Raw genomic sequence first — 19,072 nt, 5'->3', positions numbered from 1 at the left:
ACTGTCTTAAAATGGCTGAAAAGTTATCAGATTATAAATTTAAAACCAGCATTGCAATCAGGTTTTCAGATATCGATTCTGTTGGCCACGTGAACAATGCGGTCTACTTAACATATTTTGAAGTAGCTCGTTTCAATTACTGGCGCGAAGTTGCCGGTTGGAATATTAAGGAAAACGGCATTATCGTAGGGCGATCTGAAATAAACTATTTAAAGCCCGTAACTATCGATGATACGTTAGCATGTTATGTACGGGTAACCCGTATAGGCAACAGCAGCTTTGATGTAATGCACGTGCTGGTTAAACAGGCTGACGGTACTGAAGAGATATGCACTACCTGCAAAACGGTTTGCATAAGTTATGATTATAAAGCATGCAAATCGGTACCCATACCTGCTGAAGGGCGAAAAAATATGATAACTTATGATGAGCCGGGGCTGATACTGAACACAAATTGATTACTCTACACCTTTAACATTCATCTGCATTATGTAAACTGCCTTTGATGCGGTAATAAAAAGCTTATCCCTGTTTTTGCCACCAAAGCATAAATTAGATGTCCAGGGTTCAGGAATATCAATATGTGCAATCTCCTGCCCTTTTGTATTGATTACTGTAACACCATTACCCGCCAGATACAAGTTTCCCCGTTCGTCGAGCGTAATACCGTCTGCGCCTTTGTTAAAAAACAATTGCCTGTCGCTCAATAAGCCGTTTGGGTTAATTGCATACTTATATATCTTGCCATCGCCAATATCCGCCACATAAAGTGTTTTACCATCTGGTGAGCCTACAATACCGTTAGGCTGCTTTAACGTGCTATCTAAAAGAACCGGTTTGCTTTTTCCTTTCAGCAGCACATACACACTTTGTTTGCTCAGGTCCGGTTTTGTACGGGCCCAGTAATCGCGCTGGTAATACGGGTCAGTAAAGTAGATATTGTCTTTCTGGTCGATCCATAAATCATTAGGGCCATTGAATAATTTACCTTCATATGCGGTAAGCAATACTTTTATTTTTTATTCGGGCTGATCTGCCATACCTGATTATGTTCATCGGCGCAAGCTATCAGGTTATTTTTAGTGTCAAAGTACATTCCGTTGGCACGCCCGGCCTTATCTATAAATACTGATAATTTTCCGTTGATATCAGACTCCCAGATGTGGTTGTTGGGCTGATCGGTAAAAAAGATATTACCCTGCTTATCTACAGCAGGGCCTTCGGTAAATGTAAATTGCCGGGATACAAGTATTGGCTTCGCTGCTTTATCAAAAAGCTCCTGTGCAAATAATTTTGTAGTTAGAAATAAAAGTAACGCGGCGATATATAATGCTTGTCTTCTCATTAATTAGAACTATCCGGCTGTAAAAACAAACCAAAATCGCTAAGAGCAATACTTACCGGCGATTTGGTGATACGCAGCCTTACTTTCTGCGCAGTTACTTTTTCTTCAAGCTTAATCAATCGGTTCCCACCTATGCTGGTTGCTTTGGCTATTTGCTGCCATTTACCATTTTGCCAGGCATCAACAGCAACCTCGTCTATACGCTGCCCCAATTTTATATTTTCTCTTAACCTGATTACATTAAAAGTTTGTGGCTTGTGCATATCAATTAGCAGTTCGGGTGTGGTTAAATCATCATTTGTGCTCCAGTAGCTGTAACGATCATTATCGACCAAGTTTTCCGGGCCATACTTATGATTGGTTTTTTCTCGGATGTTACTTGCTTTAAGTGTAGCCCCCTTTGCAAGATTGACTGCAAAAGTCTTACTTAAAATGCTGCCGAATGTTTTTAGCGTAGCCACATCATTTTCGTTTAGCCGTCCGTTTCTGTCGGGCGACAGGCCCAGGTCAAGCGCCGCACCTCTACCAACACTTTTATAATATAGCTCAAGTAACTTTTCCGGCGTCTTAACAGAATCGTCCTGCCGCTGATGATAAAACCATCCGGGCCTTAATGATACATCGCATTCTGCAGGCATCCAAAATTTACCTTCCCGATGCCCTTCTGTTCCTTCATAGTCCTTTACATAGCCGTTACCAGGTTGTTTGCCTTCATCTGGTGCATGCGGCGTATAAGTAGCCCAACAGGTTTCACCAGCCATACCCTTTTCATTACCCACCCAACGCACATCTGGCCCCACATCACCAAAAATAACTGGGTTTGGCTGCAGCTTACGGGCAATGCCCCAGGTATCTGCCCAGCCATAGTAGGTTGATCGGTCTATCTTTCTTACTTCTTTTGCACCGCCATAGTAACCGTCGCCCCCATTTGCGCCATCATGCCAGGTAATAAATAAAGGGCCGTAATTGGTATAAAGCTCCTCCAGTTGTTTCCGGTACACTTCTGTAACATACTCGGGCTTTCCATAAAACGGACTGTTTCTGTCCCAGGGCGAACAGTAAACGCCCATCTTCATACCAAGTTTGTCGCAGGCATTGCGGTATTCACGTAAGATATCTCCTTTGCCATTTTTGTAAGGGCTGTTAGAAATATTGTGCTCAGTAGTTTTGGTTGGCCACAGGCAAAAACCATCGTGATGCTTGGCTACTACTACAATGCCTTTAAAACCACCGGCTTTAGCTGCGCCTACAATTTGCATTGCATCAAAATTAGAGGGATTTACCAGCTTAGGGTCTTCGTCGCCATATCCCCATTCCTTATCAGTATAAGTATCAGGTCCCCAGTGTATAATGCAATACATTTCTGTTTCCTGCCAATTTAATTGCCCTTGTGTAGGTAAGGGGCCATAAGGCTTTGGCGCTGTTTGAGAAAATGAGACGGATGATAAAAAGATCAACAAAAATGATAAATATTTCATCGGGCAGGGTTGAGTAACACACTACCGCTAAAGTAACATTTACATGGAAAATAATTGGCAGTGCGGGCTATTTCTTTTAAGTTAGCCTTTCCATTATACTATCATATGAAAAGCCGTATCCTCTGCATTCTCGTGATCTGTATGATGCCGATAATGGCATTAGCACAGCAAAATATTGTGTACAAGGATAGTAAGCAGCCTCTTAGTGCCCGCGTAAAAGATCTGCTTAAAAGGCTAACCCTTGAAGAAAAAATATCCTTATTAGGCTACAACAGCAAGGCTGTACCGCGTTTGGGTATCCCCGCTTACAACTGGTGGAACGAGGCCCTGCATGGAGTGGCGCGTGCCGGCGAGGCTACCATATTTCCGCAGGCCATTGGCATGGCGGCTACATTTAATGACGACTTGCTAAAGCAGGTTTCAACGGTCATATCAACCGAGGCAAGGGCTAAATATAACCTTTCTACCGGTATGGGTAGGCGTTTGCAATACATGGGCCTTACTTTCTGGACTCCTAATATCAACATATTTCGAGACCCACGCTGGGGTCGCGGCCAGGAAACTTATGGCGAAGACCCATTTCTTACTTCGCGAATGGGCGCTGCCTTTGTTAAGGGTTTGCAGGGCGATGATCCGCGTTATTTGAAAGCGAGTGCAACCGCAAAGCACTACGCTGTACACAGTGGCCCCGAAGCTGGCCGACATGAGTTTAATGCAATTATTGACCAGAAAGACTTGCGCGAAACTTATTTGTACTCTTTTAAATATTTGGTTGATGGCGGCGTGGAAAGTGTAATGTGTGCCTACAACCGCGTTAACGACGAACCTTGCTGCACAAGCAATACCCTGTTAAAGGATATTTTAATGAAAGAGTGGCAATTTAAAGGCAATGTGGTTACCGATTGCGGCGCCCTGGATGATATTTATCTGCGACATAAAAGCCAACCCGACCAGGTTATTGTTGCAGCAGATGCCATAAAAGCGGGTATAGATCTTGATTGCTCTACCCTGCTGCAAAATGATGTAATGAAAGCTGTAAAACGTGGATTACTGAAGCCAGGCGATATTGACAAAGCCTTGGCAGCCACATTACGCACACAGTTTAAATTGGGTTTTTATGATGATGCTGGACAGAATCCTTACCATGCCTACGGTGCCGATAGCGTGCATAACCCAATACATATAGAACTGGCACGCAAAGTAGCTCAACAAAGCATGGTGCTGCTAAAGAATGAAAATAACGTTTTGCCTTTGAGCAAATCAAAATACAGCAGCTATATGGTGGTTGGGCCAAACGCTACTTCCTATGATGCGCTGATCGGAAACTATCATGGGGCGGGCAAAGTAATTAACTTTGTAGAAGGTATTACATCGGCAGTGGGCCCTGCTGCCCGTGTTGAATATGACATGGGTGCTGATAATCGCGATACCACCCACTTTGGTGGTATCTGGGCTGCAGGTAATGCCGATGTTACCATAGCGGTATTAGGCTTATCGCCAGTGAACGAAGGTGAAGAAGGCGATGCCTTTTTAGCTCCCGGTGGTGGCGACAGGCTGAACATCAGCCTCCCCCAAAGCCATATAGCATATTTAAAAAGCCTTAGAAAAAGTATAAAAAAGCCCATAATAGCGGTTGTAACAGCTGGCAGCGATGTTGATATAGATGCGATAGCGCCATATGCCGATGCCGTTATATTAGCCTGGTATCCGGGTGAGCAAGGTGGCAATGCGCTTGCTGATATTCTCTTTGGAGACGTCTCGCCGTCAGGTCGCCTGCCCATTACTTTTTACAAGAGCTTAAGCAACCTGCCAGATTATAAAGATTATAACATGAAAGGACGTACTTACCGCTATTACAATGGCGCAGTACAATATCCTTTTGGCTTTGGCTTAAGCTATACGTCTTTCGATTATAAAATCGAAAACAATTTGAAAAGCGATTATAGATCGGCAGATACGATTGTTGTGAATTTACAGGTAAATAATACCGGCAATTACAGCGGCGATGAAGTGGTACAAGCCTATATACAATACCCTGATATGGAACGCATGCCGTTTAAAGAGCTGAAAGCGTTTAAACGTGTAAGTGTTGCCAAAGGAGGTCAAAAAAGTGTTTCACTTAACATTCCTGTAAAAGAACTTCAAAAATGGGATCTGGACAAAAACAGCTGGCACATTTATACCGGCAATTATAAGTTGGTACTTGGGGGAAATTCGCAGGATGAAAAAATTGTAAAAAGCTTTAAGGTGACCGGGAATTAATGTATAGTAAAGAACAGGCATCGCAATTACGCCAGGCTTTCTGGACGGCTTTCGGTCAATATATGGGGCCTATACCATCTGCCGAAGGCTTAAAAATCAACTGGATAAATTATAAAACCGGCGTTAAGCACATCTACTTCCGTATGCAGGCAGAAACTAAATCGGCCGGCATATCGATAGATATAGCTCATCCGGATCTGGAACTTCAGGAGTTGTTTTTTGAGCAATTTCTTACCTATAAAAATATCCTACACGCCACGCTTGCCGAAAATTGGGAATGGCAATTACATACCACCGATGAGTATGGCAAAACCATTAGCCGCATATACAAAGAAATTTCATCTGTAAGCATATATCAGCAGAGCGACTGGTCGCAACTGATATCTTTTTTTAAGCCACGCATTATTGCTTTAGATGAATTTTGGAGTGATGTTAAATATGCGTTTGGTGTAAGTGTATGAATTTGCTAACTTTGTTAGCATGAAGCGTTCCGGAAGTGCCGATCTGCCTTTACATTATGGCTATGTACCTTTGTGGCTTGCCGAGCGTATGGCTAAGCTTGGCCTTGCCGTTGTAGAGAACATTGTGCTTGATTATGGCAAGGACGAAGTATTGCGCCGCCTGAGCGACCCTTTCTGGTTTCAAAGCCTTGGCGCTGTCATGGGTATGGACTGGCACTCCTCTGGCATCACCACATCGGTCATGGGAGCGCTAAAAAAAGCCGTCAATCCACATAGTAAGGAGTTGGGCATCTACATTTGTGGGGGAAAAGGGAAACACTCCACTAAAACCCCGGCAGAATTAATAAATGTTTGTAATATCACCGGGTTAAACGGTGATTACCTTGTAAGGTGCAGTAAGCTGAGCGCCAAGGTTGATAATACCGCTATACAGGATGGCTTTCAGTTATATACCCATAATTTTATCCTGAGCGATACCGGCAAATGGGCAGTTGTACAGCAAGGCATGAGCGATGCCAGCCGCACCGCCCGGCGCTATCACTGGCACTCGGAGCAGCTTACTTCTTTTGTTGAAGATCCGCATACCTCCATCTATGGCAAAAGCACGGGTTATATTTTGAATATGGCCGACAGACAGGCAGATGGCTCGCGCAAAGCGGTGATGCAGATAGCTGCTGAAAAGCCTGATCTGATGCTAAAAGAAATCAATAAGTTAATAATGCCCGGCCATCATGATGTTAGGGCTAAAGATGTTGATTTAAAACGGCTTGGCGCTGTACTTTGGATGGCCCAGGAAACGCAACCTAAAGATTTTGAAGACTTGCTGATGCTGCAGGGGCTTGGCCCCCGCACTTTACAATCGCTTGCATTAATAAGTGAAGTGATACATGGTGCACCATCAAGATTTAAAGATCCGGCACGTTTTTCTTTCGCACATGGCGGCAAGGATGGGCACCCCTTCCCGGTTCCAACCAAAGTTTATGATGAAACCATTGGTACGCTGCAAACGGCTATCCATAAAGCTAAACTGGGCAATAACGAAAAGAATGAAGCGATAAAACGCTTAACTAACATTGCCCAGGCAGCTGAAAAAGATTTTACTCCCAACGCCGATTTTGATAAGGTGATTGAAAAGGAAAGAAACGACTCATGGAGGTACGGAGGCCGCACAGTATTCGGCAAGGTCATACCGCCTGTAAATCAGCAGTTGAAATTATTTTAATTCGATACAAATACTGTTTGCTTCATTAAAATGCTGCTGCAGCCTTGGCAAAACCTGTTGCGCAAAATCCTGTATGTTAGCAGCTGTTGAAGATGCCGCGTTTTTAAACAGCTTTATAGCAACTTCATGGTCATTTACCATTGCCTGGCTATAGGCCAGGTTGAAATCATTACCATTCTTCCCAAGCAAATCATTCATCAGTTGTTTATGTGCAGCGCTTAAAGTATCCTTGATGATTACATTTTCTTCAGATGCAATCTTGATCAATTGTTTATTTGCATTTTTATGATCATGGATGATCATTTTGGCCAGATTTAATATGGATGTATCTTTAGATTTTTTTAGTGCAAGTTCAGAAAGCACTATCTCCGCATGCCCGGATTCGGCAGCCTCTTTCATAAATGAAACCGCATTCTCATCAGCCGATGTCTTATTGTAATTTTTACCTCTACGATTATTACATGCCCACACCAATATAACTGTTAACACAAAACATATTGCTAATATTTTCTTCATTATCCACGAGTGAAATTTATTAATATATACTTAACAATTTTTAGCGCCTCATGTTTAATTAAAAGGAATTTAATTGTTAAAAGGTGTTTATATAATCACACAGTATATTAAGTATCAATCGTTTAATTAAAGTGTTTCTTTTTCTATACAATTTTATATATTAGCCGCAAACATTCTACCTGTAATTCAGTTTAAAACACATGGCTAAAATTTTAATTATTGATGATGAGAGGGCTATCCGCAGCACCCTCCGCGAGATATTGGAGTACGAAGACTATACCGTTGAAGATATAGATAATGGTGTTGACGGCCTGGAATTGATCCGTAAAAACGATTATGATCTGGTGCTCTGCGATATCAAGATGAACCGAATGGACGGTATGGAAGTACTTACCGAAGGTCTTGCTATAAAGCCAGATCTGCCTTTTATCATGATATCTGGCCATGGTACGGTTGAAACTGCGGTTGAGGCCAGCAAAAAAGGCGCGTTTGACTTTATATCCAAACCACCCGATCTTAATCGCCTTTTGATAACCGTACGTAACGCCCTCGACAGAGGAAGCCTTGTTGTTGAAGCCAAGACCTTAAAGCGAAAAGTATCGAAAGTACGGCCTATACTGGGCGAATCTCAGGCAATTGTCCGTATAAAAGAAACTATAGAACGTGTAGGCCCTACTGATGCAAGAGTATTGGTAACCGGTGCCAACGGTAGCGGTAAAGAACTGGTTGCCCGCTGGCTGCACGAAAAATCTAACCGTGCTAACGGGCCAATTATAGAAGTTAACTGCGCAGCTATACCTTCGGAGTTAATTGAAAGCGAGTTATTCGGGCACGAAAAGGGTTCCTTTACATCAGCCATCAAACAGCGCATAGGTAAATTTGAATCGGCAAACGGCGGTACCCTGTTTCTGGATGAAATTGGTGATATGAGCCAGTCGGCACAGGCAAAGGTACTGCGGGCACTGCAGGAAAGTAAGATTACCCGTGTAGGCGGCGAAAAGGAAATAGATGTAGATGTACGTGTTGTAGCGGCAACCAATAAGGACTTGTTAAAAGAGATTGAAGCCGGTAACTTCCGTATGGACCTTTACCACCGTCTGAGTGTTATCCTGATACATGTGCCTCCATTGGTTGAACGTAAAGATGATATCCCACTACTGACACAAAGCTTTTTAGAAGAGATTTGTAATGAGTATGGCATGCCTGCTAAAAAGATATCAGAAGCAGCGCTTGAAGAACTTAAAAGGCTACCGTGGACAGGTAATATCCGCGAGTTGCGTAACATGGTTGAGCGTTTGATAATCCTGAGCGATAAGATCATCACTGATAATGATGTTAAAGCGTTCGCTAATCCGTCAGCATCAGTAACACCTACCGAGGCTGCCGTAGCTACTGCACCACAAACTGATTATGACCGCTTTGCTAATTTTCAGGAGTATAAAGATTTTGCCGAGCGCGAGTATATCAAATTCAAGCTTGAAAAAAACAACTGGAATGTATCTAAAACGGCTGATGACATTGATATACAACGAAGCCACCTTTATAGTAAAATTGAAAAATTCGGCTTAAAGCGCGGTGAGTAATAACAAATTGGCTCAGGCCCGGTAGAAATATCGGGCTTTTTTGTTTACCGGCTCGTGCAAGGCCCGCAAACCAAATAACATGAATATCATCCACAGAAAAGATATTGGAACAAAACAAAAGGCGCTTACCATTAATCTCGATACTAAAATTTATGGCTCATTTGCCGAGATTGGTGCCGGGCAGGATGTTGCTGCACATTTTTTTAAAGCCGGGGCGGCTGCAGGTACCATCGCCAAAACTATGTCGGCTTACGACATGATCTTTTCCGACTCTATATATGGTGTACAGCAAACGCGTCGTTACGTAAGCGAATCCAGATTGATCTCTATGCTTAACCATGAGTATAGCCTTCTTATTGAAAGGCTTGCAGCATTGCGCGGAGAAACCACTACTTTTTTTGCCTTTGCCGCTACTTTTGCAGCCCTTAATTATCACAAAACCAATGATGGGCATGGCTGGATTGGCTTAAGGTTTCAGATGGAGCCAAACGGCGATTATAATGATGTGATACTGCATGTAAACTTACTGGATAATGATAATAACCTGCAACAGCAGGCAGCCGGTATTTTTGGGGTGAACTTAATTTATGCCTGCTATAACTATAACGAATATCCTTACATCTTTATCGAATCGCTGATGGACGATCTGAGCCGGGATCGCATCCAGATTGATATGATAAGATTTGAAGGAACCGGCTTCGCGAAGGTGGATAACCGCCTGATGAGTTTGCACCTGGTAAAACTGGGCTTTACAGATGCTGCCCTATTTGGCCCGGATGGTAAAAATCTTCAGCCTTCAGAGGTGTTGTATAAAAAACACGTTGTGGTAGTGCGTGGCAGGTTCAGGCCGTTGATAAATGTACATCTTGACATGATAAATACCGGAGTTGAGAAATTCATGTCGGAGCCTGATGTCAATAAGGAGAATGTTATTTTAATTACAGAACTCACATTACAGGCATTAAAAGAGCGGAATGCAGATGATGGTGCTGAAATAAATGAAAAAGACTTTCTGGACCGGGTGGACATCCTTTGCTCCTTAGGGCAAACGGTACTGATCTCTAATTTTTACCAGTATTACAAACTGGTCGCCTACCTGTCTAAATTTACCAAGTTAAAATTGGGGGTGGTACTGGGATATCCAAACCTGGAATATATCTTTTCTGAAAATCATTATAAAAATCTTTCCGGCGGGATATTGGAAGCATTTGCTACGCTCTTTAGCAGGGCGGTGAAACTGTTCATTTACCCTACCCTGCGCAACGGTGAGATATGGGACAGCAAAAGATTTTCGCTTCCGCCGAACCTGATCGACCTTTACGATTACTTGCTTATTAACGATAAAATTGCAGATATAGAAACTTACAATAAAAACAATCTGGAAGTAGAAACAGACAGTGTGCTTCAAATGATAAAAAATGATAGCGAAGGTTGGGAGCAATACATGCCGGTTGAGGTTTCAGCGATGATTAAAATGCGCAACCTGTTTGGATATGGGTCAAAAAATGAGCAGTTATAAAATCGTAACACTATTGCTATCTTCGTAAAAACTAAGTTAACCTTAATCATGAAAAAATTATCATTTCTGCTGGTGATGATGGCGTTTGCCTGCACATCAGTGTTTGCTCAAATGAGCAAAGATCAGATTGTTGCCGAATGGCAGCGCGCGAAAAAGTATACCCAGGCTTATTTGGATGCAATGCCTGCCGATGGTTACACCTTTAAAGCAACGCCTCAGGTTAAATCATTTGCCGAGCAGATGCTTCATCTTGGTGATGCCAATTACTTCTTTTTAGGCACTATCAGCGGCAAGGAAAGCCCGATTGGCAGAACTTCTATTGAAAAAACGGTAGAGCAAAACAAGGAAGCAGTAACCAAAGCTGTTATGGCAAGTTATGATTTTGCAATCAGCGCTATACAGGGAATGACAGATGCGCAGTTTAAAGAAGAAGTTACCATGGGCAAAGATATGAAGGTGCAGAAAGGTGTACTGCTTGCAAAAGCTTTTGAACACCAAACCCATCACCGTGGCCAAACCACTGTTTATTTACGTTTAAAAGGTGTTACTCCACCAAACGAGATGCTTTTTTAAAAACCAAAAAACCCAGGTAACAGCCATTCTTTAACAACGTTAAGGAATGGCTTTTTTATTTTCTACATATTTGATATTTGCTAAAATAATTAGCATTTTTGTTAATGTGAACCAGAACTCAACAGAAATAAAAGCCGAGCCACGGGTATTATTTGTAGATATGAACAGCTATTTTGCCCGTTGCGAGCAGCAGGTAAATTACTGGCTGCGCAACAGGCCTGTTGGCGTTTGTGTTTATACCGGTAAATATGGTTGCGTTATCTCTTTGTCTACCGAAGCCAAAGACCGCGGATTGAAAGCAGGTATGCGGCTTAATGATGCGATGGCTATCTGCCCAGACCTGGTGCCGGTAGAAAGTAACCCTGCTCGCTACCGGGATTTCCATAAAAAAATAATCAATGTAATGCGCCAGTATTGCAATGATGTGGTGCCCAAAAGCATAGATGAAGCTATTATTAATTTAACAAATTATGACCATGCCGATCCAATGAAGGTCGCTGTGAGCATCAAAGCCGATATACTCAGCAAAGTTGGCGACTGGCTTACCTGTTCGGTTGGTATAGCCCCAAATGCTTTTCTGGCTAAGCTTGCATCAGTTAGAGGGAAGAAACAGGGCGGCTTAATGATGATAAGCCCGCAAAACATTGATGAGGTTTTAAGTGGCCTGAAACTTGGTGACTTACCCGGCATTGGCGCAAACATGGCTTACCGGCTGGAGCGGGCTGACGTTAAAACACCTTTAGAAATGCGCTACTGCCCCCCACAGCGCCTTAAATCAATTTTTAAAAGCATAGACGGTATCTACTGGCATTATCGCCTCAACTTCATTGAAACCAATATTGTAGCGCATGAGTACCGGGGTATGCAGGCCATGCGCCAGATATCAGCCGAGAAAAGGCAGCATATTAACTACATCGACCAACTTTTTATGACCCTGTGCCTTACTTTGGAAAAACGCATGGTGCATCATAAGTTCTATTGTAAATCTGTAGGGTTTACTGCCCGCTACGCAGATAACACCCGTTGGGATGATGCCTTTACAATAAGCGTACCCGTGCAGGATGCTATCAGTCTTATGCGTATGATTCGCAGCCGTATTGAAAAGTTTGAGGCTGCTACAAGTAGCGGCCCGATCATCAATACAGATATTATACAAATGCGGGTTGCCGTAACCAATTTTGTTAACAACGGCAATATGCTGTACAGTTTATTTGAGGATATGGATAGAAAGGAGACCGCGCTTAAAACAATGCATCAGATTAAAGATAAGTTTGGATCAGACAAGCTGATCAGGGCGGTAGAGATGACAGACGGTAAAGTTATTAAAGATGTAATAGGTTTTGGGTCTGTAAAAGACCTTACCGATCTTGATTATAAATAATGTTTATTACAGTATCATTGAGCTATATTTAGCATCATTTAATAGACTATTTTATATAAATATTCTAAGTCGCCTTTATCAATATACTGCATGCACTTACTGTTATATAATAAATACTTTTCTCTTATTTTGATTACTTTCCTTGGCTTTTCGCAATGCCGGGTACAAAATAACGCACACCCCGTTAAAGACACGATCAGGATAATTGCAGATACTCCCGGAAATATCAATCAAAATATTCTTGATGACTCAAACCGCCCTCCATTGAAAAACATGTTTGGTATTAATGCGTACGAATGGAACTTCCTGGAAAACCCGGCTGCTCCTAACGACCGAAACCACATATACGAAGCTAACATGGACCTCTTTAAAAGCTTTAGTGCGGTAAGGCATTACATGAACTGGAAGAAGCTGGAAAACACCGAAGGCAGTTACACTTATAATCCTACAAATGATGGCAGCTGGTACTATGATGTAATGTATGAGCGCTGCAAGCGTGATAGCATCATGGTTTTAGCCGATCTGAAAAATCTACCGGTTTGGATGATGAACACCTACCCTGCCGATCAGCGGGATGATGAAAATGCACCAGTACCTTATGGTGCCGAAAAAGGCACCCCGGCTTCGTATATAATACAAGCACGTACCGCCTTTCAGTTTGCGGCACGTTATGGCTCAAACAAAAGCATTAATCCGGCCCTGGTAAAGGTTGATAGCCGCCCGCGTTGGGCAAATGATGTGGTTAACACCGTTAAAATTGGTTTGGGGCTTATTAAGTACATCGAGTGCGGTAACGAGAACGACCGTTGGTGGAAAGGCGATAAAGCAACCCAAACTCCGGAGGAATACGCGGCGAATATGTCGGCTTTTTATGATGGGCATAAGGGGACTCTTGGTAACAATGCCGGCGTTAAAACCGCAGACCCGGATATGGTTGTTGTGATGGGAGGATTGGCTACCGCCGACACCACTTATGTGCGGCGAATAATCAACTGGTGCAAGAACAACCGTGGCATGCGTGCTGATGGGAGCATCAACTTGTGCTTCGATGTAATCAATTATCACCTGTACTCTAACAATGGCAGTGTGTTTACACATCAAAAAGCCACAACCGGTGTAGCGCCAGAACTTTCCGGCTCGGGGCGAGTTGCAGATAGCTTCATAAAATTAGCTAATAGCATCAAAAACAAACCACAGGTATGGGTAACCGAAACTGGCTATGATATCAATTCGCAAAGTTATCAGCATGCGCCGGCGATAGGCCAAAAATCAGCCTTAATGACACAGGCCGACTGGATCCTGCGTTCCTCATTGCTATATATGCGTCATGGCATAAATCGTCTTTTCTTTTATCAGCTATTTGATGCTTCGCCCGATAACCCCGAGCAGTACATGACATCCGGTCTTGCCGAAAGCCCTAAACGCCGACCGGCTGCCGATTATGTTCTACAGACCAACAAACTGATGGGCAACTACAAATACATTAGCACCATAAACGCGGATCCGCTTGTAGATAAATATCAAAATGGAAAAAGCACTATTTATGTGCTTACCGTGCCCGATCAGAAAGGACGAACAGCCAATTATACCTTAAGTTTGGGAGCCACCAAAACGGCGAATCTTTATAGGCTTAAACCTGGGGCTGATGCCATGGCTAAAGAGAGTGTAAGTATTAAAAAAGGCAAATTACTTATTACCGCTACTGAAACGCCACAATTTATAGAAATAACGAACAACTAAATGTATTTTGCAAGGTTTTGTTTAAGCTGTAGTACATAGCTGCCACCAAACAAATTTACATGCACCAGTAGCGGGTATAAATTCCAAAGGTCTATCCTTTTCTGCCAACCCTGTGCTAAAGGGTAAGCTTCGTTATACGCGTTATAAAAGCCATTGCCAAAACCGCCAAACAAGGCACTCATGGCTATGTCCATTTCCCTGTGCCCGTAATAAACGGCAGGATCTATCAGCCAAGGTTCTCCGCTTTTATCAATAATGTAATTACCGCTCCACAGATCGCCATGTATCAGTGAGGGCGCTTCTTCATCAAACAGATCGGATAGTTTCAAAAAAAGTACGTCAAACTTCCGGCTATCATCTGCCTGTAATTTGTTGTTCTCTATAGCCAGTTTAAGCAATGGCTCAAGTCGTTCTTCAATAAAAAAATTGCTCCAACTGCTATGCTGCTTGTTGCTTTGATTTAAAGAGCCAATATAATTGTTGGATTGAAAACCAAAATGCTTTGATTGGTGCCTGTGCAACAAGGCAAGTTTCTGGCCAAGCAACTCAATTGCCGCGGCATTTTTCACTCCGGCTTCAATCCACTCCATCAACAGGAAACTATCTTCATTAACATCCGCCTGGGCGATCACATTTGGTACTTTTATAGTGGCAGTTTGCATGATAGCTTCCAGGCCTTCAGCCTCGTACTTAAACATATCCGGGAACCGTTTAGCAGAATTGAGCTTAAGCAGGTATTGCGCACTTTTTGTTTCGATACAATAAACAGCGTTGATGTCGCCGCCGTCAACGGGAGTTTGAGAAGTAATCTCATCGTTTAAAACGCCATTGATATATGTTAAAATAGCCGTAGAAATCATGTTTTTGTATTGCCTTTACAGGCTCTTATTAAATAGCTTAAACTATAACAAATTATCGGCTTAAAAAGTTATTTTTGCGGCTGAATGAAGCACATACGTAATTTTTGTATAATAGCACATATCGACCATGGCAAAAGTACCCTTGCCGACAGGTTGTTAGAATATACCAATACAATCACCCAGCGTGAAAGCCAGGCCCAATTGCTTGACGATATGGACCTTGAGCGCGAGCGCGGTATCACCATAAAAAGCCATGCCATACAAATGGACTACGAGCTTGATGGGGAGAAATATACACTAAACCTGATTGATACGCCCGGACACGTAGACTTTTCTTATGAGGTTTCGCGCTCTATAGCGGCTTGCGAAGGAGCTTTGCTTATAGTTGACGCGGCACAAGGCATCCAGGCGCAAACCATATCAAACCTTTACCTGGCCCTTGAAAACGACCTGGAGATTATCCCGGTTTTGAATAAAATGGACCTTCCTGGCGCAATGCCAGAGGAAGTAAAAGACCAGATCGTCGACCTGATTGGCTGTAAGCGTGAAGATATCCTTGCAGCATCCGGCAAAACAGGTATGGGAGTGCATGATATTTTACGTGCTATCGTAGAACGCGTCCCTGCGCCTGTCGGCGATCCTGATGCACCGTTACAGGCGTTGATCTTCGATTCGGTATTTAATTCTTTCCGCGGCATTATAGCTTACTTTAAAGTTGTTAACGGCGAGATACGCAAAAACGATAAAGTAAAATTTGTAGCTACAGAAAAACAATACCTTGCCGATGAAGTGGGCACTTTAAAACTTCGCCCAGTAGCTAAGGATGTTATTAAAACCGGCGACGTAGGTTATATCATATCGGGCATTAAAGAAGCACGTGAGGTAAAGGTTGGGGATACCATTACGCAGGTAGACCGCCCTTGTGCGCAGGGTATTCAGGGGTTTGAAGAGGTGAAGCCAATGGTATTTGCCGGTATTTATCCTGTTGATACAGAAGATTACGAAGAGCTGCGTGAATCGATGGCAAAATTGCAGCTGAACGACGCATCGCTGGTATTTGAACCAGAATCATCTGCGGCGCTTGGCTTTGGTTTCCGTTGCGGTTTCCTGGGGATGCTGCACATGGAGATCATCCAGGAACGTTTGGAACGCGAGTTTAACATGACAGTTATTACGACTGTACCTAACGTATCATACATAGCACACAGTACCAAAGGCGAAGAATATACGGTTAATAACCCATCAGATCTTCCGGATCCTTCAAAAATAGACTTTGTAGAAGAGCCTTTTATTAAAGCTACCATCATTACAAAAGCGAATTTTGTAGGATCGGTGATGTCTCTTTGTATTCAGAAGCGCGGCATGATAGTAAATCAATCATACCTAACCTCAGATCGTGTGGAGCTGATCTTTGAAATGCCAATGGGAGAGATTGTCTTTGATTTTTACGATAAGTTAAAAACCATTTCAAAAGGCTATGCTTCTTTTGACTATCATCAGATAGGCTACCGCCAGAGCGACCTGGTTAAACTGGACATTCGTTTGAACAGCGAACCTGTAGATGCGCTTTCATCACTTATACACCGCAGCAACTCTTACGACTTTGGTAAAAAGATTTGCGAAAAATTAAAAGAGCTTCTACCCCGCCAGCAATTTGAGATCATCATACAGGCATCGATAGGTGCAAAAATTATAGCACGCGAAACGGTTAAAGCTATGCGTAAGGATGTGACCGCTAAATGTTATGGTGGTGATATCTCGCGTAAACGTAAATTGTTGGAAAAACAAAAGGCAGGTAAAAAACGTATGCGCCAGGTAGGTAACGTAGAAATACCACAAAGCGCATTTATGGCGGTGCTTAAACTGGATTAAGGACTTACAGATAAAGGACAAAGGAGTGACATCTTTTATCCTTTCTCTTTTATCAATATTCATAGAAATGCAATTACTCGACGGAAAATACGTATCAGAAAAACTTAAAGGTGAAATAGCGGAAGAAGCGGCTAAAATATTAGAGCGTACCGGCCGTAAGCCTCATCTCGTTGCAGTTTTGGTTGGCCATGATGGTGGCAGCGAAACTTACGTGGCCAGCAAAATGAAAAACTGCGAAAAAGTAGGCTTCAAATCAACCCTTGTACGATATGAAGATACTGTTACCGAAGAAGAATTATTAGCCAAAGTAACTGAGTTAAATGCTGATGCAGATATTGACGGCATCATTGTACAGCTTCCGCTCCCAAAACATATCGATCCTGAAAAAGTAACCGAGCGTATCGACCCTAAAAAAGATGTAGATGGTTTCCATCCTGTTAACTTAGGCCGCATGCAGCGTAACCTGCCGTCGTTTATTCCTGCAACGCCCTACGGTATTACCTTAATGCTAAAAGAATATGGTATTGAGACTGCCGGTAAGCATTGCGTAGTAGTTGGGCGCAGCAATATTGTGGGCTCTCCTATGAGCATATTAATGGCACGTAATACTATACCTGGTAATTGTACAGTAACCATTTGCCATAGCCGCACACCTGATATCAAAAAGTTTACTTTAGATGCAGATATCCTGATAGTAGCTATTGGAAAAAAGAACTTTATTACCGTAGATATGGTTAAAGAGGGTGCTGTAGTAGTCGACGTAGGCATGAACCGCGAAACATCAACAACTACCAAATCTGGCTTCAAACTGTATGGCGATGTGGACTTTGAGAACGTAGCGCCAAAAGCCTCATGGATAACCCCGGTTCCCGGTGGTGTAGGCTTAATGACCATTATCGGCCTGCTAAAAAACACATTAGCATCCGCCAACAAGGAAGTTTACCAATAGAAATACATTATTCCCTCCCTCGGGAGGGTTTGGTAGGGGTTTATATTTGAGATATATAAACCCTGCTTTGCCACCTGTAAGGTCACTTACCAAACACCTTATCCCAAAAGGATTCAATACCTACGTATACCTGTCCTTCCTTGGTTTCTATCGGGTAGCTATCTATATAGTCATTTTGACCAGGGCTGCCTTTGCCTGTTTCCAAGTCGTAAGAATAACGGTGAAACGGGCAGATGATCTTACCATCTTTGCACCAGCCTCCGCTTAGCTCGGCACCGGCGTGCGGGCAGGTTGCTCCTACTGCATATAAGTTTTGCTGGTAACTTACAACACAAATGTTCTTACCGCCGACTTTAACCTTTTTGATGAACGGCTCATTGGTAAGCTCAATACCCGGCAGAGGATACCATTTCATACGGTTTTAAAAGTCGACTTTAAGGTTCATCAAATTGGGGTTCTTAATAACATCATCCATGGTAGTAACCAGGATAACGCTACGCCTGTCTGCTGAAAGAATAGCTTTGGGGTTACTCACTTTTTTTACAGGATGCGCAAAGTTCATCACAACTTTGTAAGGCATATCTATTAGCATTGCCTTTGCCATCGCAAGTGTGGATTGTGTTTTCTTTAGAAATTTGCCAAACTTAATTTTATCGATAATTCTTGAAAAACTATGCGGTGTAACCTCATATATGTAATAATCCTGCCCTGCTACAAACCGCTGCATAGTAAAGGCGTTGGAAGGTGATTTATCCTTTTTACTGTTTTCAGGCGCTCCCAAATCAACCGGGCTGTTTATTGATACGGTTGATATGTGTTGTAAAAAATACTCAAGCTCGGCAGGGGTTTTAGCCAGATGGCTCATCTCCATTTTCATGACGTTTTTTTTAAGATTCATTTTCACCGAGAGTTGGCTGTTTTTTGCCATGGCAATTTCTTCTGCGTTTAGTTTAGCAGCAGAAGTATCGGGCAAAGCGTCATAAAAGCTAAGTGTGGTATCTTTTACGATGTTAAATTGAGGCGTAGAACGGACTGAATCGCTCATCAAATTAGTAAGGATTGATACGGCTTTACCCATATCAAACCCGTAAATAACATTACATGATCCGTCTGTTTTAAAATCGTAGTGCTCTTCAATATCAACGCATGAACTAAGGCATATAAGTGCTAAAAATACTATTGGAATGTATAGCTTTTTCATGCGGCCTAAAATTATGTAATTATAACAAAAACAGCTGAAAGCTAAAAGCTTTACTACTAAAGCTTTGCAATTAGTTAATATCATTATCTTTTAAATATCATATTAAGCTA

Annotated in this window: 18 protein-coding genes; 11 read left to right on the top strand and 7 right to left on the bottom strand. The window is 42.6% G+C overall.

Annotated elements, in window-relative coordinates; translation table 11 throughout:
• Nucleotides 1-11: 11 nt before the first annotated feature.
• A complete protein-coding gene (locus ACFQZX_RS09035) occupies nt 12-458 on the top strand; it encodes an acyl-CoA thioesterase (RefSeq protein WP_377114035.1) in 447 nt (148 codons plus the stop codon).
• Here the strand turns inward: ACFQZX_RS09035 and ACFQZX_RS09030 are convergent, their stop codons facing one another.
• Genes ACFQZX_RS09030 through ACFQZX_RS09020 form a run of 3 tightly spaced genes read right to left on the bottom strand, consistent with a single transcriptional unit; the run spans nt 459 to nt 2,823 of the window.
• Nucleotides 459-1,007 carry an SMP-30/gluconolactonase/LRE family protein gene (locus tag ACFQZX_RS09030; RefSeq protein WP_377114033.1) on the bottom strand — a complete coding sequence of 183 codons (549 nt, stop codon included), beginning with the start codon at nt 1,005-1,007 and terminating at the stop codon, nt 459-461.
• Between the two features lie 5 nt (nt 1,008-1,012).
• Nucleotides 1,013-1,345: an SMP-30/gluconolactonase/LRE family protein gene (locus ACFQZX_RS09025; protein ID WP_377114030.1), complete on the bottom strand. Its 333-nt coding sequence runs from the start codon at nt 1,343-1,345 to the stop codon at nt 1,013-1,015.
• A complete protein-coding gene (locus ACFQZX_RS09020; RefSeq protein WP_377114027.1) occupies nt 1,345-2,823 on the bottom strand; it encodes an alpha-L-fucosidase in 1,479 nt (492 codons plus the stop codon). The genes ACFQZX_RS09025 and ACFQZX_RS09020 overlap by 1 nt, the downstream gene beginning before the upstream one ends.
• 153 nt (nt 2,824-2,976) lie before the next feature.
• Here ACFQZX_RS09020 and ACFQZX_RS09015 point away from each other — a divergent pair, with 153 nt between their 5' ends.
• Genes ACFQZX_RS09015 through ACFQZX_RS09005 form a run of 3 tightly spaced genes read left to right on the top strand, consistent with a single transcriptional unit; the run spans nt 2,977 to nt 6,768 of the window.
• Complete coding sequence (locus ACFQZX_RS09015; protein WP_377114025.1) at nt 2,977-5,085, top strand: glycoside hydrolase family 3 C-terminal domain-containing protein; 2,109 nt, start codon at nt 2,977-2,979, stop codon at nt 5,083-5,085.
• Nucleotides 5,085-5,546: a DUF4268 domain-containing protein gene (locus ACFQZX_RS09010; RefSeq protein ID WP_377114023.1), complete on the top strand. Its 462-nt coding sequence runs from the start codon at nt 5,085-5,087 to the stop codon at nt 5,544-5,546. Before ACFQZX_RS09015 ends, ACFQZX_RS09010 begins: the two co-directional genes overlap by 1 nt.
• A gap of 19 nt (nt 5,547-5,565) precedes the next feature.
• Entirely contained in the window at nt 5,566-6,768 is a 1,203-nt protein-coding gene (locus ACFQZX_RS09005) for a DUF763 domain-containing protein (protein WP_377114021.1), read from the top strand.
• Here ACFQZX_RS09005 and ACFQZX_RS09000 read toward each other — a convergent pair.
• Nucleotides 6,760-7,284 carry a DUF4142 domain-containing protein gene (locus ACFQZX_RS09000; protein ID WP_377114019.1) on the bottom strand — a complete coding sequence of 175 codons (525 nt, stop codon included), beginning with the start codon at nt 7,282-7,284 and terminating at the stop codon, nt 6,760-6,762. The genes ACFQZX_RS09005 and ACFQZX_RS09000 overlap by 9 nt on opposite strands.
• Nucleotides 7,285-7,484: 200 nt before the next feature.
• Here ACFQZX_RS09000 and ACFQZX_RS08995 point away from each other — a divergent pair, with 200 nt between their 5' ends.
• The 5 genes from ACFQZX_RS08995 to ACFQZX_RS08975 all read left to right on the top strand — a co-directional run bounded on the left by ACFQZX_RS08995 (nt 7,485) and on the right by ACFQZX_RS08975 (nt 14,080).
• The gene (locus tag ACFQZX_RS08995; protein WP_377114017.1) at nt 7,485-8,867 is read left to right on the top strand and encodes a sigma-54-dependent transcriptional regulator; all 1,383 of its coding nucleotides are present in this window, start codon (nt 7,485-7,487) and stop codon (nt 8,865-8,867) included.
• A gap of 79 nt (nt 8,868-8,946) precedes the next feature.
• Complete coding sequence (locus tag ACFQZX_RS08990) at nt 8,947-10,386, top strand: TonB-dependent receptor (protein WP_377114014.1); 1,440 nt, start codon at nt 8,947-8,949, stop codon at nt 10,384-10,386.
• Between the two features lie 48 nt (nt 10,387-10,434).
• Complete coding sequence (locus ACFQZX_RS08985; protein ID WP_377114011.1) at nt 10,435-10,959, top strand: DinB family protein; 525 nt, start codon at nt 10,435-10,437, stop codon at nt 10,957-10,959.
• Nucleotides 10,960-11,005: 46 nt separating this feature from the next.
• The gene (locus ACFQZX_RS08980; RefSeq protein ID WP_377114009.1) at nt 11,006-12,340 is read left to right on the top strand and encodes a DNA polymerase Y family protein; all 1,335 of its coding nucleotides are present in this window, start codon (nt 11,006-11,008) and stop codon (nt 12,338-12,340) included.
• Nucleotides 12,341-12,430: 90 nt separating this feature from the next.
• Nucleotides 12,431-14,080 carry a hypothetical protein gene (locus ACFQZX_RS08975; RefSeq protein WP_377114007.1) on the top strand — a complete coding sequence of 550 codons (1,650 nt, stop codon included), beginning with the start codon at nt 12,431-12,433 and terminating at the stop codon, nt 14,078-14,080.
• Here the strand turns inward: ACFQZX_RS08975 and ACFQZX_RS08970 are convergent.
• Complete coding sequence (locus ACFQZX_RS08970; protein ID WP_377114004.1) at nt 14,077-14,940, bottom strand: fructosamine kinase family protein; 864 nt, start codon at nt 14,938-14,940, stop codon at nt 14,077-14,079. The genes ACFQZX_RS08975 and ACFQZX_RS08970 overlap by 4 nt on opposite strands.
• 84 nt (nt 14,941-15,024) lie before the next feature.
• Between ACFQZX_RS08970 and lepA the strand changes: the two genes are divergently transcribed.
• Both lepA and ACFQZX_RS08960 read left to right on the top strand, forming a co-directional pair.
• A complete protein-coding gene (lepA, locus tag ACFQZX_RS08965) occupies nt 15,025-16,812 on the top strand; it encodes a translation elongation factor 4 (RefSeq protein WP_377114002.1) in 1,788 nt (595 codons plus the stop codon).
• Nucleotides 16,813-16,879: 67 nt separating this feature from the next.
• Entirely contained in the window at nt 16,880-17,761 is an 882-nt protein-coding gene (locus ACFQZX_RS08960) for a bifunctional 5,10-methylenetetrahydrofolate dehydrogenase/5,10-methenyltetrahydrofolate cyclohydrolase (RefSeq protein WP_377113999.1), read from the top strand.
• A gap of 82 nt (nt 17,762-17,843) precedes the next feature.
• Here ACFQZX_RS08960 and ACFQZX_RS08955 read toward each other — a convergent pair whose 3' ends face one another.
• Together ACFQZX_RS08955 and ACFQZX_RS08950 are read right to left on the bottom strand one after the other, a co-directional pair.
• Entirely contained in the window at nt 17,844-18,176 is a 333-nt protein-coding gene (locus tag ACFQZX_RS08955) for a Rieske (2Fe-2S) protein (protein WP_377113996.1), read from the bottom strand.
• A 6-nt stretch (nt 18,177-18,182) separates the two neighbouring features.
• Nucleotides 18,183-18,962 (bottom strand): hypothetical protein, encoded by a 780-nt coding sequence (locus ACFQZX_RS08950; protein ID WP_377113993.1) that lies wholly within the window; start codon nt 18,960-18,962, stop codon nt 18,183-18,185.
• Nucleotides 18,963-19,072: the final 110 nt, after the last annotated feature.

It is taken from the genome of Mucilaginibacter litoreus, from assembly GCF_042676805.1.
Classification (GTDB): Bacteria; Bacteroidota; Bacteroidia; order Sphingobacteriales; family Sphingobacteriaceae; genus Mucilaginibacter; species Mucilaginibacter litoreus.
The sequence above is the reverse complement of the archived record's forward strand: the minus strand, read 5'-3'. Positions and strand labels throughout refer to the sequence as shown.